The 17,788-nt window shown below is 36.8% G+C and carries 10 protein-coding genes; 3 read left to right on the top strand and 7 right to left on the bottom strand.

The window, feature by feature from the left end:
• The first annotated feature begins 998 nt into the window (after nucleotides 1–998).
• Nucleotides 999–2,489: an acyl-CoA dehydrogenase family protein gene (locus G466_RS0106860; RefSeq protein WP_026812999.1), complete on the top strand. Its 1,491-nt coding sequence runs from the start codon at nucleotides 999–1,001 to the stop codon at nucleotides 2,487–2,489.
• Nucleotides 2,490–2,669: 180 nt separating this feature from the next.
• Here the strand turns inward: G466_RS0106860 and G466_RS0106855 are convergent, their stop codons facing one another.
• A complete protein-coding gene (locus tag G466_RS0106855; RefSeq protein ID WP_026812998.1) occupies nucleotides 2,670–3,083 on the bottom strand; it encodes a response regulator in 414 nt (137 codons plus the stop codon).
• 421 nt (nucleotides 3,084–3,504) lie between these two features.
• Here G466_RS0106855 and G466_RS0106850 point away from each other — a divergent pair, with 421 nt between their 5' ends.
• On the top strand, nucleotides 3,505–5,811 hold the full coding sequence (locus G466_RS0106850) for a glycoside hydrolase family 65 protein (RefSeq protein WP_026812997.1): 2,307 nt from the start codon (nucleotides 3,505–3,507) through the stop codon (nucleotides 5,809–5,811).
• A gap of 92 nt (nucleotides 5,812–5,903) precedes the next feature.
• A complete protein-coding gene (locus G466_RS0106845; RefSeq protein ID WP_034234898.1) occupies nucleotides 5,904–7,736 on the top strand; it encodes a glycoside hydrolase family 13 protein in 1,833 nt (610 codons plus the stop codon).
• 109 nt (nucleotides 7,737–7,845) lie between these two features.
• On the opposite strand, the gene G466_RS0106840 is transcribed toward G466_RS0106845, so the two are convergent.
• The 6 genes from G466_RS0106840 to G466_RS0106815 form a co-directional block, all read right to left on the bottom strand.
• Nucleotides 7,846–9,324 (bottom strand): potassium/proton antiporter, encoded by a 1,479-nt coding sequence (locus tag G466_RS0106840; protein WP_026812995.1) that lies wholly within the window; start codon nucleotides 9,322–9,324, stop codon nucleotides 7,846–7,848.
• Between the two features lie 276 nt (nucleotides 9,325–9,600).
• Entirely contained in the window at nucleotides 9,601–10,875 is a 1,275-nt protein-coding gene (locus G466_RS0106835) for a chloride channel protein (RefSeq protein ID WP_026812994.1), read from the bottom strand.
• Between the two features lie 48 nt (nucleotides 10,876–10,923).
• Nucleotides 10,924–12,039 carry a mechanosensitive ion channel family protein gene (locus tag G466_RS0106830; RefSeq protein WP_026812993.1) on the bottom strand — a complete coding sequence of 372 codons (1,116 nt, stop codon included), beginning with the start codon at nucleotides 12,037–12,039 and terminating at the stop codon, nucleotides 10,924–10,926.
• A gap of 42 nt (nucleotides 12,040–12,081) precedes the next feature.
• Nucleotides 12,082–13,488: an efflux transporter outer membrane subunit gene (locus tag G466_RS0106825; RefSeq protein ID WP_026812992.1), complete on the bottom strand. Its 1,407-nt coding sequence runs from the start codon at nucleotides 13,486–13,488 to the stop codon at nucleotides 12,082–12,084.
• Nucleotides 13,489–13,492: 4 nt separating this feature from the next.
• On the bottom strand, nucleotides 13,493–16,636 hold the full coding sequence (locus tag G466_RS0106820; RefSeq protein ID WP_026812991.1) for an efflux RND transporter permease subunit: 3,144 nt from the start codon (nucleotides 16,634–16,636) through the stop codon (nucleotides 13,493–13,495).
• Nucleotides 16,637–16,660: 24 nt separating this feature from the next.
• Nucleotides 16,661–17,788, bottom strand: coding sequence for an efflux RND transporter periplasmic adaptor subunit (locus G466_RS0106815; RefSeq protein WP_026812990.1), 1,128 nt, complete (start codon nucleotides 17,786–17,788; stop codon nucleotides 16,661–16,663).

The following is a 17,788-nucleotide window of genomic DNA, read 5'->3' as shown; positions in this document are numbered from 1 at the left end:
TAGCTAAGTACTTCCTAAGAAATCCTTCTTTATAAAATTATTGTATATTTTACATTTTAGCAAGGAATATTTCGCACTCAACTACTACCGCATAATCGCAATAGCAAGAAATGGTTACTTTCCTATTTTAAATAACCCGAACTAATATACCGAGCAATTTTTTATTTCGCTAAACCTTGAGTGCATCTAATATAGCAGAATTATCAAATTTATTTTTTTTGAAGGATAAATGAAAATTGATACATTTAAATCTGCTTAACCAGCAATCAAGGCAAAGCTAATACCTTATCTTTAAACAATAGTATAAAATAAAGCAAATTTGGCAATTTTATAACATAAATTTTAACAAAATATTGATTGGTTGTATTTCTAATTTATGCACTAGAATTTATCGCACCTCAATTTAACTACTTATCTAGCTAGCAATTAGTAATATGGCTTGGAAGGGTAGCATATTTAGACCGACTTATTAAAATATGCACCTTATGAATTTTAAAGGGCCACCTTACGGCTTATTCCTTTAAATTTAATCCCACGCTCCCTGGACATCCAATAAAAGGAACACTATAAATATGTCATTTTCGGAATTATGTCTTGTGTCGATTTCCAATTCTAAAACAAAAGAAAAACAACTGCATATTTCAACTGGTCACAAGTATGATTTCTAGGTTATTAAAACTGATAAATATCAGTTTTGAAGTAATTTGGATAAGCTAGTTTTGCTTATTAAACAAACTATTTGTTAAATTGGCCACATCTAATGAGTCTGAATTTACATATCAGATACAACTACCACAAAATTAGGTGGTTAGGTAATTTATTGTTATTTAAAGGATAGCATAAAGTTTGTTTTGAACAGCTTATGGACTAACGAATTTCGCTAAGGAAGTATATTTATATCGGGCCACAAAGTTGCTAGAATATCTTTAGGATCGGTTTGATTTAATAATGTATTGAAGTGATAAATCTGAAACGTTAATAATTTATTTAATTATAGTATGCACAAAAATTTCACCGAGTATATTAAAGAGTTTGAAAATGTTTTAAAAAGTGTCTTTCATGAAAGATATAACATTGATCAATTCAGTAAAGAACGAGGTATTCCGCCAGTAGCATTGCGGGAAATTATGGAGAAAGCTCCTTTATCCGTGGCGATTCCAGAAAAATTTGGAGGTCGTGGATTAAAGGTTAAGGAGTGTTTAGGCATTCTATCGGCGGCTTCATACGAGTCTCTTTCCCTATCCCTAACTTTCGGAATAAACATAGCACTTTTCTTAGAGCCAGTAGCCAAATACGCTAATGAGAGCGTAAAGGCCGACATCTTCAATCGGTTTTTAAAAAAGCGTAATATGGGTGGTCTTATGATTACCGAACCCGATTATGGAAGTAATGCTTTGGGTATGGAAACCTATAATGAAAAAATAGGAGATAGCTATACGGTTAAAGGAACAAAACACTGGCAAGGTTTAACAGGAATGGCCGATTATTGGATTATCGCCTCCCGTGAAAAAAATGCTAAGGGAAACCTGAATAGGGATATTGATTTTTTCATCTGTGATGTTACCCAACCTAATCAGCAGATCGTAGTGGAAGAATATTATAATAACCTAGGGTTATATATGATCCCCTATGGAAAGAACAAGGTAGACATTACCGTTCCTTCCCAGTTTAAACTAGAGCCGGCATCATCTGGAGTTAAAATGATGCTAGATATACTCCACAGAAGTAGGATGCAGTTTCCAGGAATGGCACTTGGTTTTATCAAAAGAATGCTAGACGAATGTTTAAGACATTGCGAGGAAAGAGTGGTTGGTAATAGCAAGTTAATTGAACTTGATATGGTACAATACCAAATTTCAAAAATCCAATCTGCTTTTACTATAGCTTCGGCGATGTGTTTTAGAAGTAGCACAAACAGCGGTATAGATAACGACCTTGCAGATGCAGGTGTAGAAGCGAACTCTATGAAGGCCTATATAACAGATCTTATGCAAGAAGCAGCACAAACTGCAACGCAATTATACGGATCAACAGGCTTTAAAATGGAAAATGTTGCAGGCAGAGGAATTATGGATAGTAGGGCTTTTCAAATATTTGAAGGTTCTAATGAAATGCTTTATACACAGATTGCTGAAATTATTGTTAAACAAATGAAGCGCAAAAACGATTATAACGTCTATGCCTTTTTAAAAGAATTTAACCTAACGGAAAGATCGCATCCCTATTTTAAAAATGATATGGATTTTACCATTACCCAAGGGTTGAAGCAAAGAAAGCTAGTTGATTTGGGAAAAATGTTCTCTAGAATTATTTCTTTGAATTTTGTGTTGGAAATGGAAGAAAAGGGGTTCAGAAAAGACTTGGTCGCTAACTGTGTTGAAGTTGTACAAGGTGAGGTCTCCTCTTTATTAAATTCGTTTAATAACAATAACACAGTTGTACAGATAGCAGATTACCACCACAACAGTCATTGGTACGATTTTGTATAGATCTAGGGACTATTTTTATTTTTAACCCTAGCATTACCTGAATAAAAAATGACACCTTCATTCCTGAAGTTTTAAGGAATAGAGGTGTTATTTTTTTACGAAGACCAACTTTAATTTAAATGCCATATAGGTTTAAATCAAAAATGAACGTAATCATCCAATTCGTAATATAACTGGAAGTTAGTCAGACGAAAGTTTTACTTTCTGTTTATTTATTACAATCTTCTTCGCATCCACTAGCGTTAGTGGCTTATTAAAATAGCCTTTCACCATAGGATGGTTTTTCACCTTCTTACGATCTTCTGCATTGGCGAATGCGGATAACACATAAATTTCAGTGGGAATATTATTGTTATGTATATTCCTAAATTCCTTAAGAAACTCCCATCCATCCATATTGGGCATTTCGAGATCTAAAAATAAAATATCTGGGAGCTTTTTACCATCTGTTAATTGGTCAATAAATCCTTTTAGCCCTTCCTTGGCGCTATCAAAGCTAACTAAGGAACATTCACCAATGGCCTGTTTCAACCTGTATTGGGTTGCGAATTGGGAAACCAAATCGTCATCAATAATGTACACCAGTGGAATCATTGTTGAATTTTAGTAATGAGTAATGAGTGGGGAACTATTTAGTAAAAATACACATTTAATAAAATTTAAACCCTTTTACCACTAAAGAATATCCTCACTTAAATCATTTTATTTATTAATTACACTATATTTCTCACTATTTAATAGCAATACAACCTCAATTTTTACATAAAATTTTTAGAAACTGTATATTCTCTTACTACAAATTATTGCAGCTTTGAGAAGAAAATATTTTATATTCATCTTTTTTAGAAAAAGAGTTTAGGAATATTATCATAAATCCGCAAAAATCATGTCTAACACCTTGATTAACAATATACAACAAAATTCCTTGTCAATTAAGCGAAGATAACTTATCAATATCTTGTATTGAACGCTACATAATCATATAACACTATCATTTTTATATAAAACGCTATCTATGAATCAAGATTATATTAAACCAAATGAATGGTCCATTATAGAAGAAGGGTTTAATCCGGACATGGTAAAATCTTCTGAAAGTATATTTAGCTTAGGCAATGGCGCCATGGGACAAAGGGCCAATTTTGAGGAGCATTATTCTGGAGCAACATTTCAAGGAAGCTATATTGCAGGAGTCTACTATCCTGATAAAACTAAGGTTGGCTGGTGGAAAAAAGGATATCCTGAGTATTTTGCAAAAGTGCTAAACGCCCCTAATTGGATTGGTATCCATATTACGATTAATGGTGAAACCCTGGACTTGTTCAGTTGCAAATCGGTGTCCGATTATAAAAGAGAGCTAAACATGAAAGAAGGTTGGTTGTCCAGAAGCTTTACCGCAACCATGAAGAATGATGCTATTATAAAAGTAGAAACGAAACGATTTTTAAGTTTAACCTTGGATGAAATTGGGGCCATATCCTATAATATAACTCCCCTATCCGGGCATGCTAAAATTGCTTATAGTCCTTATTTAGATGCGGGAATTACCAATGAAGATAGTAATTGGGACGATAAATTTTGGGAAATAACAAATATCACCCAGGAAAATGAAATGGCCTTTATAGAGGCACATACCCTTAAAACCAATTTTAACACCTGCACTTTTATGCAATCTCAATGCTTTATAAATGGTGCAATTACTAAGCTAAGTCCTGATGTTGAAAAATTAGAGAAAAAAATATCCTTCCATTATTCGGCGGAAATTAAACAGAATCAAATTTTCACCATTCACAAATATGGGGGATATACAGCCGATAGGAATCATAAGAAAGAGCAATTGATCCCTGCGGCTAAGAAAGCGCTGACCAAAGCTATAAAAATGGGGTTTGGAATTCTTCTGGAAGCTCAGAGAATTGCTTGGTCCCAGATTTGGGAAACCTCTGATATTACCATTAAGGGCGATGTAAAGGCACAACAAGGCATTCGTTTTAATATTTTTCAATTGAATCAGACCTATTTAGGCACCGATTCTAGATTAAATATTGGCCCTAAAGGATTTACGGGGGAGAAATATGGAGGTAGTACCTATTGGGATACAGAGGCTTATTGCCTCCCCTTTTACATGGCCACCAAGGACCAACAGGTAGGTAGAAATCTATTGGAATACCGATACAATCACTTAGAAAAAGCCATAGAAAATGGAGAAAAGCTCGGCTTTACCGATGGCGCTGCACTGTACCCTATGGTAACTATGAACGGAGAAGAATGTCATAATGAATGGGAAATAACTTTTGAGGAGATTCACAGAAACGGCGCTATCGCCTTTGCAATCTATAACTATTATCGTTATACCGGTGACTATTCCTATATACCCGAGAAAGGCTTAGAAGTACTAATAGCTATTGCCAGATTTTGGAAGCAAAGAGCTACTTTCTCTACGAAAAAGAATAAATACGTCATACTAGGGGTAACAGGTCCAAATGAATATGAGAATAACATCAATAATAATTGGTATACCAACTATATAGCCCAATGGTGTCTTAATTATACCATGGAGACCATAGATAAGGTAAAGGCGAGCTACAGCGAGGAATATCAAAGAATTATTACCAAGGTTGCACTTGAACCCAAAGAAATTGAAAAGTGGAAAATAGTAGCAGATAATCTATATTTCCCATACTCTGAAGAGCACAAGGTGTTTTTACAACAGGATGGGTTTTTGGATAAAGAGCTTACTACTGTGGCCCATTTAACGCGATCACAACGACCTATAAATCAGAAATGGTCATGGGACCGAATTTTAAGATCGCCTTATATTAAACAAGCAGATACCTTACAAGGATTTTACTTTTTTGAAGACCAATTTAGTAGAGAGGAACTTGAACGTCATTTTGATTTCTATGAGCCTTTCACAGTCCACGAAAGCTCCTTGTCACCTTGTGTACATAGCATCCTTGCTGCCAAATTAGATAGAATGGATCAGGCTTATAGCTTCTATTTAAGAACCTCTAGATTGGATTTGGATGATTATAACAAGGAAGTAGAAGAAGGCTTACACATCACTTCCATGGCGGGCACCTGGATGAGCATCGTTGAAGGCTTTGGAGGAATGAGGGTGGTTAATAACACCTTATCCTTTCAACCAAAAATTCCGAAGCAATGGGTTTCCTATTCCTTCAATGTTATTTTTAGAAATCGTACCGTTAAGGTAAACGTTTCTCAAAAAGAGGCCCAATTTACCTTACAGCAGGGAGATGAATTACAGATTTCTGTAAACGGAAAATTGATTTCCATTACCCAAAACAATATAATACCTATTTAAAAATTTAAAGTGGTTGGTAATATGGAACGTATAGTTACCTAGCTAGTAACGTTTACGATCTCTTATTGTTGAGGATGAAATAAAATAAAATTATGGCTAGCATAGCAATGGAAAATGAAATTGTCCGGGTAGAACCTCCCAATTGGTGGGTAGGTTTTAAAAACACCGATTTTCAATTGATGGTGAAAGCAACTAATATTGCAAAAAGTGTCCCTGAAATTTCCAAAAAAGGGATTTCAATAAAAAAGACCACTGAAGGGAGCAGTCCAAATTATCTATTTATAGACTTAAACATATCGGATAAGGTAGGCCCTTGCTTCTTCATTATAGAATTTAAATTTAAAGATGGGGACCTAAAAACGCATCGCTATGAACTAAAGGAAAGAGTTAAACCTGGGGAGGAATATATTGGATTTAATAGCTCTGATGTTATTTACTTGATCACCCCCGATAGATTTGCAAATTCTGAAGCCATTAAAAATACAGTTTCCCACCTAATAGATAATAGCATAGACCGCAACAATGACTATGCCCGTCATGGGGGAGATATTAAAGGGATAACCAAACACTTGGACTATATTGACGATATGGGATTTACCACTATTTGGCCTACCCCTGTATTGCTTAACGATATGGAACAAGAGTCCTATCACGGCTATGCTATAACAGACTTCTACCAAGTGGACCCACGCTTTGGAACATTATCAGATTATAAGGAACTGGTAGATAAGGCAAAAGAGCGCAATATTAAAGTTATAATGGACCAGGTGGTCCATCACTGCGGATTAAATCATTGGTGGATGTTAGATCTCCCTTTTAGGGATTGGATAAATTATCAGGAGAATTTTGAGAAGCAAAAGCCTATTATCCTCACCAATCATAGAAGGACCTGCAATCAAGATCCCTATGCTTCTGAAAAGGACAAGAAAGAAATGACCGAAGGATGGTTTGTATATGCCATGCCCGACTTAAATCAGCGTAATCCCTTTATGGCCAAATACCTCATTCAAAATAGCATTTGGTGGATAGAGACTTTAGGTTTGGGAGGAATACGCCAAGACACCTATTCCTATTCGGACAAGAACTTTATGGCCCAATGGGCGGGTGCTATTATGACCGAGTTTCCTAACTTTAGTATCGTTGGTGAGGAATGGAGCTATAATCCATTGTTAATTGCTTATTGGCAAAATGGTGACCAAAATAGAGATGGTTACAAATCCAATTTAAAATCTACCATGGATTTCTCCATGCAGAACATAATAATTGAAGCTTTAAAAGAAGAGGAGCATTGGGGTACGGGATTAATAAAAATATATGAGGGCCTAGCCAATGATTTTGCTTACGCCTCTCCTAAAGATTTAATGGCGTTTTTGGACAATCATGATATGGATAGAGTATTTACGCTATTAAATAAAAACATAGTAGACACTCAAATGGCACTTGGTTATTTATTACTACTGCCTAGAATTCCTCAATTGTATTATGGGACAGAGATATTAATGCATAATTCCGAAAAGCCTGGAGATCACGGTTTAATTAGGTCCGATTTCCCCGGTGGATGGAACAGGGATCCTGTAAATGCTTTTACTGGAAAAAACTTAACACAGGCCCAAAAGGATATGCAGTCTTTTCTAAAGCAACTTTTAAATTACAGAAAAAACAGCAAAGCTATACACGAAGGAAAAACCATCCATTTTGCGCCTTTCAATGGAGTTTATGTGTTGTTCAGAAGTTTTGAAGATGAAATTGTGGCTATTATTATCAATAAAAACAAGAATCCCTATACGCTCAACTTAACATCATTCTCCGAAATTGGACTAACAGGGAAAATCATGAAAAATATAATATCCCACACAACACTTATTTGGAAAGATAGCATTAGGCTTTCTTCCAAAGGGGCTACTATATTAACCACTAAACTATAGGAGCCTTTAAATTGAAGTGTGTTATAATGATTACACAAATTTCTTAATTTTTTTAGATTTTATAAAAGGAAAGCTAAATAAAGAACTCAAAACTTGGGGTTATGTAATATTATGCGGGTTTCTTTATTGGTCTTTTTAGAACCCTATTCACTTCTTCTATAATTTCATCTTTATCCGCAAGTACAAAAAGCGTATCCTGATCCTCAATTCTTGTGGAACCATTTGGGGTTATAAATTCGCCCTCCCTTTTTATCATAGCAATAATAGCATGCTTGGGAAAGCCTAGATCCACTATTTGTTTATTCACCGCATAACAATCGGCCCCTACAGGGATTTCCTTAAGTAATGTTTTGGGATTTTCCATTAATAATAAATCAGTAGCGGTCATTCTTTTTTCCTGTGCGGGAAGGGCAACCCTTAACCATTTAGCCACAATAGAAAGTGTAGTTCCCTGAATAAGTACAGAGGTTACGGAAATAAAAAAGACAATATTAAAAATCATATCTGCCTTATCTATTCCTGCTAGCAAAGGATAAGTTGCAAATACAATAGGAACAGCTCCCCGTAACCCAACCCAGGAAATGTATGCTCTTCTTCTGAACTTCATTTTAAAGAACATTAAACTGAGGAGCACACTAACGGGCCTGGCAACAATGATCAAAAACAGGGAAATAAGCAGCCCTATTCCCATTACGGGAACAATTTCTGATGGAAAAACCAATAAACCCAAGGTGAGGAAGAGTACTATTTGCATTAACCAAGCCAGTCCATCGAACATTTTCAGGATAGATCTTTTATGTATTAGATCCTGATTCCCCAAATAAACAGCACATATATAAATAGAAAGAAATCCGTTACCGCCCATAAAATCAGTTGCAGAAAAAGTGATGAACATAAGGGCTATTACCAAAACCGGATAAAGTCCTTCAAAACTCAATTTAATTTTGTTGATGACATATTTACTTATCCTACCGAAAATAAATCCTGCAATGGCACCTACTACCATCTGCTGTATAAACTTAGGAATTACAGACCAAATACTTTGATCTTGATGCACTACCAACGTTAAAAAGGCAATAGTAAGCACGTAGGCCATAGGATCGTTACTTCCACTTTCCAACTCTAAAGTAGGCCTTAAGTTCTTTTTAAGGGCTAGGTTTTTGGAACGTAAAATAGAGAAAACTGCCGCGGCATCTGTAGAAGAGACAATAGAGCCTAGGAGCATACTCTCATAAATAGTAAAATCTGTAATGTAATATACAAAGCCACCGATACAGCATGCTGTCAAGAGCACCCCAACGGTAGACAGTACAACCCCCTCCCTTAGAATGGGCTTTATCTCTCCCCAGTTGGTATCTAGGCCCCCAGAGAAGAGTATGAAATTCAAGGATACAATACCTATAAATTGAGCCATTTTGGGATCATCAAATTTAATCCCTAAAATCCCGTCAGACCCTGCTAGCATTCCAATGGCTAGGAAAAGCAATAAGGTAGGAACACCAAATTTATAAGAAGTTTTACCGGCAATAATACTAATAAAAAGGAGCAAAGATCCAACTAATAAAATGTTTTCAATGGTCAAGTTCATAGGTTCCTCTTTATGGTTTTTGCAAAAATAACCCTTCTACATAAATATGGTCAAAAAATGATCTATATTTAAAATTAAAGTCGGTTTTATATAAGGGATGAATATTACTTTACCAGTAAATTATATTGTTCAAAATCCTGAACATAAAAAATAAGAAAGGTATTAATAGATTCGTAAAAGTCATTTAATTTCCTTTACACCCATTTTAAACTTTCCGTGGATCTTACATCAATTAAAACACTTAAAAATTAAAATTTTAAAAAGATATGCAGTTAATTACGCTTTTTCACTCTCCCCTTGGGATCCGATAAAAGGAATTCTAGGTGCTAGAAAATACCCTGTTAAACTAGCGAACAAAATTGGGATAAAATAGGAGAATCCGGTTAAGGATGCTAATAAGATAGTAGTACTCATAGGAGTACGGGTAACACAAGCGTTTATAGCCGCCATACAGCTAATAATTGCTAAGGTTACATTAGTTTCTGGAAAGATCTGATGGATTATTAGCCCTAGCGTTGTCCCCACAAAAAACAAAGGGATTATAAATCCGCCACGCCATCCGGATGTTACTGTAATGGAAATTGCCAAAATTTTAAATATCAATATTCCTAATAACAGGGTTAATGTGAGATTAGACTCCAACAGTTCATTTATTTCATGATGGCCAAAATAGCGAGTCAATGGAAAATAATAAGAAATGACCCCTAATAGAATTCCACCTATTAAAGTTTTCATATAAATAGGCAGCGTTTTCTTTTCAAACACTATTTTAAAGAATTTCACACAATAGATAAATCCCCAGCCTACGAATGTAGCGACCATACCAAACAATACAGCTAGTCCAAAATCGAATAACCCAGCATATTCATATGATTTTAATTCCCAGGTGGCACCTAGCCCCAATTGAAGTATTAACGCAAAAATTACATAACTAAAGCTACTGGCAACCAAGGCTGGAATTATAGCCTTATAATATTCAACGGCATGTTTATGATGTAAAATTTCCAAGGAAAACAAACTTCCACCTAGTGGAGCTCCAAACAATGCGGTGAATCCAGAAGCCATTCCAGCAATACTTAAAGACCGTAACTCCTCCCCTTTTAATCTAAAAATTTTCCCCAACCACGTACCTGTAGATCCAGTAACTTGAACCAATGGAGCTTCTGGACCCAAACTACCTCCCGATGCCACGCATAGTAGGGAGGACAAGATCATGGAAGGGTTGTTCTTAGGATCCAGTTTTCCCTTATTAAACCTAATGTTATTTACGATTAAATGAATTTCTCCTGGATCCCCTATGAAATAAATTATCAGTCCCGCCAAAAGACCACAAATTGCCATAATCGGGATCACAAGCCAACCTTCAAAGAAGGCAATCTTGGTCGTTAAAAATTCCAACACAATCCAATAGAGTCCAGCAATAATGCCACCTATTAATCCCAATAAGGCCCATAAGAGGAAAGTGCGACTAAAGACAAATGGATTAAACCGTATAGGTTGATCTAAAATATTTAGGTAGGTTACAAGTTTCCTTCTTTGTTTAAGCTTCAAAACATTATATTTATCGTGAGGTCATACAACTAGCTATTATTCCTAAAATCAATCATCCTTAAATTCACTATTACCTTCTTTCTTAATATTCTCTTTTATCACCAGAGTTCTATAGGGAAAGGGGATTTCGATACCTTCCTTATCAAAGCGCATTTTTACACTTTCCAAAATATCACATCTTAAATTAAAGGAGTCACCATAATTTCTTGCCCATGCCCAAGCTCTTATGGTTACAGAAGAGTCGTCCAATGAGATGAGTGCTGTCCTTACCATTGGCTGGCCGTCTTTTTTTTCCAATTTGGATCGGTTATCATAAATTAAAGGATGTTTCTCGCATTCTTCTTGCATAATCCTCTTTGCCAAAGTAACGTCACTATCATAAGAAATACCGATCTCTATGCGTTCACAACATTTAAGATCCCCCAAGTTATAGTTGATTAATTTCTCCTTATTGATTATGGCATTTGGAATAACTATCATCTTATTCTCGAAATTACGAATAATAGTATGGCGCAAAGTTATATCTACCACAGTGCCCACCATAGTATCTGAGACCTTAATTATATCCCCTATTTTGAAGGGTTTAAAACTGATAATAAATATTCCTCCCACAAGATTGGCAAGTGCCTCTTGGGACGCCACTCCTGCAATTAGGGCCAAAACTCCAGCTCCTCCCAAAGCAGTCTGTGTAATTCCTTTAAAAGCTGGGAAAGCAAGAAGCCCGAACAGCAGTCCTATCGTATAAATGACAAACACTACCACATAACCCAAAAATTTTAGGCTTGTAGCATCGGCATTCGTAGTTGCTTTCCGTTGAATTTCACGTTTGAACCACAAATTAGCAAATGCTGTTAACGCTATAGTAATTACCGCAACCGAGCCTAAATATAATATCAAAAGAAAATTGTGCTTGAGAATAGCATATTTATTCTCACCAACAAAAATAAAGCCTAAGGCAATTAGGCCAAGCACAATCCATAACGAATTAAGGATACGCTTTACCAAATTAACTGCCTTAGGCCTTTCTCCAGGAAATTTTTGATCTCCCTTATTCAATAACCAACGGTTTAGCAAGTTAGTTAACCCGCGCAATACTAATACCGTGATAATAACTAAAAGAGCATAAATTAGATGTGCTCTATATATTTCAAAAAAATCTGTCATCTTTTATTGGGATATCGATTTTAAGATACCCAAAAATATAACTTAATTCCATCCGCCCCCTAATGCTTCATATAAATCTACAACAGATTGCAATTGTCTATTTTTAGCATTTGCTAGATCTAGACTAGAATTTAGTGCATTTTCCTGAGCTCGTAATACCTCTAAATAGTTTGCTAGTCCGTTGTTTAACAATTCTTGAGAATACTCCGTAGCCAAGGCATAGGCTTCGTATTCCTTTTCTTTTATCGCTATTTTTTCGGTAGCCGTTCCAAAGGAATATACGGCATCCGAAACTTCCTTGCTTGCAGTTAATACGGATTGTTTAAAGTTTAAACTAGCCATTTCCTGCTGTGCTTTGGATACTTCGTATTGGGTTCGGATCTTTCGTCCATTCAATATGGGTTGCGCAAGTCCCCCTACGAGATTGGCAAAAAGCGAATTAGCACTGAACAATTGATCAATATCCAGACTTTGGTAACCTCCTGTTGCCGAAAGGGTCAGAGAAGGATAAAAACTACTACGAGCTACATTAGTAAGCTCAAATGCTTTTCTTAATTCTAATTCCGCTACCATGACATCTGGACGATTGCTCAATAGCTGCATAGGCACCCCAACTACCAATTCTGTAGAAATCTTTTGATTATCCAAAACGGTTCTTTCCCTGGCTTTCGGCATTTCCCCTAATAGCACGGATAGGGTGTTTTCCAATAAGTACGCTTGGTTATTGAGGTCTACCAATATTGCTTCAGCCGTATGGAGCTGTGCCTCGGTCTGTTTTACAGCAACTTGGGTTATACCCCCTGCTTCCTTCAATGCTTTGGAGGTTTCTAAACTATTTTCTCGAGTGGCAATGGTTTCTTTCGTAATAGAAATTTGCTCATCTACGGTCAATAGTTGGTAGTATACCGATGCTATATTGGCAATTAGTCTTGACTTTACAGCATGATGAGCGGCTACCGTTTGTAAATAAGAAGCTTCAGAAGCCCTCTTATTACTACGGATTTTCCCCCAAATATCTGCTTCCCATGCCAAGCTTCCTGTAAGTTCGAATTGATCTTGAGAACTACCTACAAGAGCACCCATAGGGCTATTTTTGGACAATTCTTGATGTGTATATCGCCCATTAGCCGAAAATGTAGGATAGTATCCCGCTTTTCCTTGCTTAAGGTATGCCTCTGCAGCAACTATCTGCTGCAAGGCTACCCTTATATCCATATTATTGTCTAGTCCTTGCTCTATATATTGGGTAAGAATAGGATCGGTAAAAAGCGTTCTCCAAGAAACCGCTGCCACGGTAAGACTGTCTTGTGAAAGTTGATCCGTCCTAAAGGCTCTGTCCTCAATAACGGCCTGATCTGACTGTACATATTCCTTTGCCGAAAAGCAGGATACCAATAGTACCGGCATACTGGCAATAATTATATATTTCGTTAATCGTGCTGATTTCATAGTATTATACTTCTTCTGAAATTTCTAAATTCTGTTTTTTTGGTTTTCGGCTTACCTTTTCATCTAGCCACTGGAACAAGATATAAAGGATCGGAATTACAAAAACCCCTAAAATAGTTCCTATTAATAACCCTCCAACTGCTCCAGTACCAATGGCACGGTTCCCCTCGGCTCCAACTCCAGAGGCCAAAACCAGAGGCAATAGACCAAATATAAAGGCAAAAGAGGTCATTAAAATAGGTCGTAACCTAGCCTTTGCTCCGTCAATTGCTGCATTAAATATGGTTTCTCCCCTCTTTCTTCTTTGTATGGCAAACTCCACTATCAAAATTGCATTCTTTGCCAACAGCCCGATTAACATTATTAAGGCAATCTGGAAATAGATGTTGTTTTCCAAGCCTGCAAATTTTGTGGAGATAAAAGCTCCAAAAATCCCCAATGGCAGTGAAAACAAAACGGCAAATGGTAATAAATAACTCTCATACTGGGCACTTAATAAAAAGTACACAAACACAATTACCAAAATTAAGATAACAGTAGTTTGGTCACCCGCATTAATCTCTTCCCTAGTAAGTCCAGAATACGCCGTACTAAAGTTTGCTGGTAACTCTGCACTGACTTCTTCAACTGCCGTAATTGCATCTCCAGTACTAAATCCAGGATTTACCGCTGCGGTAACTTTAGTTGAGTTAAACAGATTAAACCTTGTTACTGATTGTGGTCCAAATACACGCTCTATTTTGACAAATTGAGTAATAGGTGCCATCTCCCCACTTTTAGTCTTTACATATAGACTGTTTAAATCTTGCTTTTCGGCTCTGCTTTCTGGTAAAGACTGAATATAAACCCTATACTGCTTTCCAAATCTAGAGAAATCTGCAGCATAAATACTGCCAATATACCCCTGGAGTGTATTGAATATACTGTTGATATTCACTCCATAATCTTTTGCTAAAGGAACGTTGATATCTAATTTATACTGTGGATATTCAGTACTAAAAGAAGACTGGGCATACATAAGTTCTGGCCTTTGCATCAGCTTCCCTATAAATTCCTTATTCACCCGATCTAATTCACTAAAATCGCCTCCAGATTGATCTAAAAGATTCACTTCCACTCCCGATGAGTTTCCAAAACCTGGAATACTTGGAGGTGCAAAGAAAATAATATTGGCATCAGAAACAGTTGCTACAATACCAAATAATTTCCCCGTAATTGCTTTGGTAGAAAGGTCATCGGTTTCACGGTCTTTCCAATCATCTAGTTTAATAAACCCTAAACCGTAGTTGTTTCCCGCTCCATTAATAATACTTATCCCGTTAATAAGGGTAACACTTTTTACGCCTGGTAAATCTTTAACTTTACTATATATTTCACGGTTTACTTCCGCCGTTCTATCAATAGATGCTCCTGGTGGTAATTCTACGTTTACAAAGACCAATCCTCTATCTTCATCAGGTACAAATCCGGATGGGGTGGTATTGGAAGCCCAAACAATTCCTGCAATAGAAACGATAAGAATAGCCCCAGTAATCCACTTATGACGGTACAAAAATCCAAGTGATTTCCCATAACGTCTTACAGTGGCATTAAACCCTACGTTAAAAGCATGGAAAAAGCGCTGTAAAAATGTTTTCTTCTTTTCTTCCTCATTATGAGGTTTTAAAAGGATAGCACATAAAGCCGGACTTAAAGTAAGGGCATTCACAGCAGAAATCAATATCGCTACAATAAGCGTTATCCCAAATTGCTCATAGAATACTCCGGTAGGACCGGTAATAAACGTTACTGGTACAAAAACCGCAGCCATTACTAAAGTAATTGAAATAATTGCTCCGGTAATTTCTTCCATTGCCTCAATAGTAGCTTTTTCCATATCCTTGGCTCCCTCGTCTATCTTGGCGTGGACAGCCTCTACTACTACAATGGCATCATCCACCACAATCCCAATAGCCAGCAATAAGGCAAAAAGCGTTAACAGGTTAATGGAATATCCAAAAAGATTTAAGAAAAAGAAGGTTCCAATAATGGATACTGGCACGGCTATAGCCGGAATTAAAGTAGATCTAAAATCCTGTAAGAAAATAAAGACCACCAAAAAAACAAGTAAAAAGGCCTCTATAAACGTCTTCACCACCTTATTTACGGAAGCGTTCAAAAACTCATTAGTATCATAAGGGATTACATAGCTAATACCCTCTGGAAAGCCTTTTTCTAAGCTAGCCAATTCTGTTTTAATCTCCTCAATAATTTTCTGAGCATCGGATCCTGGTGTCTGATAGATGGCCATAGCAACACTGGGCTTACCATCTGTTTTGGCGCTACTAGCATAAGATTGCGCATCCAATTCAATTGTAGCTACATCTTTTAATCTCAGGTACTCCCCATCACCTAAGGCTTTAATCACAATATTTCCATATTGCTCTTCGGTACGATAACGACCGTCATAGGTAATTACATAGGAAAAAGCCTCGCCATGATTTTCACCAATAGTTCCTGCTGCAGCTTCCTGACTCTGCTCATTTATCGCCGCTGTAACATCGGAAGGTGATAGTCCATATGCTGCCATTTTATTGGGCTGTAACCAAACTCGCATGGCATAATCCTTACTTCCAAAAACATTTACGTCTCCTACCCCTTCAACACGTTGAAAAGCTGGTACTACATTAATTTTTAGATAATTCTGTAGAAAAACATCATTGTAATCTTCAGAATCCGAATAAAAACTAATAAACATTAATGCACTTGTCTGTTGCTTTTGGGTAAGTACTCCTGTTTGCCGTACAGCCTGGGGGAGCATTGGATTTGCCCGTGCAACACGGTTCTGTACGTTTACTGCTGCAATATCTGGATCTACATCCTGTTTAAAATAAACAGTAATAGCAGCAGTACCGTTATTCGTAGCAGTAGAGGTTAGATAGGTCATCCCCTCTACCCCGTTGATCTGTTCCTCTATAGGAATTATTACACTTTCTAATATGGTTGCCGCCGAAGCTCCAGGGTAACTAGCCGTTACCTGTATGGTAGGTGGGGCAATATCAGGATATTGGGTTACGGATAGGGACTGCAACCCTAATATTCCCAAAATCACAATAATTATAGATATCACCGTAGATAGTACGGGACGTGTGATAAAAGTCTTAATCATGGTTTCTTTGTATTTCCTATATTATTATTGAAACTCAGTTTGTCTAAGTTGAGCCACTTCTTCAAATTTCACCTTCTGTGGCGTAATAGGAGTGCCATTTCTTAGTTTTCCAACACCTTTGGCAACGATGGTTTCCCCTTCTTGCAATCCAGACTCCAAAATGTACATACTATCGGCATTGCCTTTAATGCTTATGGCTTTAGAGCTTACTGTATTATCTTCGGATAACACATAGACAAAAGTCATTTCCTGTTGCTCAAAAGTTGCTTCTTGTGGAATCACAAGGACATCCTCAAAAACAGAAGGCACTTTTATAGTACCACTATTTCCATTGGTCAACAAACCACTTGTATTGTCGAATACCGCTCTAAAAGTAATCGTTCCCGTATTGGGGTTTACCTGTGAATTAATTGTTTCTATTTTTCCCTTCTGGTCAAATTCCTTGCCATTGCTCAATACAAGCGTCACTTCTGGGAAGTTAGATATTCTTTCTTCCTTATTGGCACCCTTGGCATTTTGCAAAAAGTCTAAGTACGAAGTCTCGTTCATTGAAAAATAGGCATAAACTTTACTGATATTAGAAACCGTGGTTAATGGATGCTGATTGGTAGGACTTACCAAGGACCCTGTACGCATGCGTATTGATCCTACATATCCATCTACCGGACTTACAATAGTACCATATCCAATGTTGGCTGTAATACTATTGTATCCACTCTTTGCCTGTTGCAGTTTCGCCTTCGCGGTTTCTAACTGGACCTCACTTATAATATTCTTTTCTACCAATGGCCTAAGTTTATTTACCTCAACTTGAGCGGCCTCCACATTAGCCTTTGCAGCTGCTGCATCCTGACTCATGGATTGGGTTTCCAATCTAAAAAGAGGCTGACCTTTTTTTACCTTTTCACCCTCATCAACCAATACCTCCGTAATGTATCCCGTTATTTTGGCTCTGACTTCACTATTTATTATTCCCTCTATGTTAGTAGGATAGGTAGTGTAAGAAGTTACAGTTTTGGTAGGAACCTGAACTACTGGAAAAGGAAGTGCCGGCCTGGCCTGCGCACTATTTTGTTCCGATTTATCGCTTCCACAAGAAGCTAAAATCGTTAATAATAAAATGGGAATAGCGGTTTTAAAAGTTGTTTTCAT

Origin of the sequence: Arenibacter certesii DSM 19833, assembly GCF_000429545.1 — a bacterium.
Classification (GTDB): Bacteria; Bacteroidota; Bacteroidia; order Flavobacteriales; family Flavobacteriaceae; genus Arenibacter; species Arenibacter certesii.
This window is presented reverse-complemented; position numbering and strand designations above follow the sequence as displayed.